Source organism: Catenovulum agarivorans DS-2, assembly GCF_000568405.1.
GTDB classification, from domain to species: Bacteria; Pseudomonadota; Gammaproteobacteria; order Enterobacterales; family Alteromonadaceae; genus Catenovulum; species Catenovulum agarivorans_A.
In genome coordinates, this window is record NZ_ARZY01000113.1 from 1 (window position 1) to 490 (window position 490).

At 39.6% G+C, this 490-nt stretch carries 1 protein-coding gene; it reads left to right on the forward strand.

Features of this window, described 5'->3' with window-relative positions:
* The coding region (locus tag DS2_RS19430; RefSeq protein ID WP_035016749.1) for an IS66 family transposase at positions 1–490 on the forward strand (490 nt) is incomplete at both ends.

Here is a 490-nt window from a genome sequence, read left to right on the forward strand (position 1 = left end):
TGATTGAACATGTTCGTCCCAAATACAGCTGTCGAGCGTGTGAAAAAATCAATACACAGGTACGCATAAAACAAGCGCCCGTACCGACTACGCCAATACCAAAAGGCATAGCGACACCGAGTTTACTCAGCCAAATAATTACCAGTAAATATCAGTACGCACTACCGCTTTATCGACAAGAAAGCATGTTTAAACAACATGGCATCGAAATCAGTCGGCAAACCATGTCTGATTGGATAATCAAATGTGCTAGTTTATTTAAACCTCTGTATGACAGGTTACATCAAATATTACTTGAACAATGTGTGATTCAAGCTGATGAAACCACAGTTAATGTGGTGAGTGATGATAAATTTAAATCGTATATGTGGCTTTATTGCACAGGCACAGATACGCCTGTCGTAAATAACCCATTCAGAAATATTGTTTTATACGAATACCAAGCCAGTCGTTCGGGCTGTTGCCCTGTGAATTTTTTACAGGGTTACTC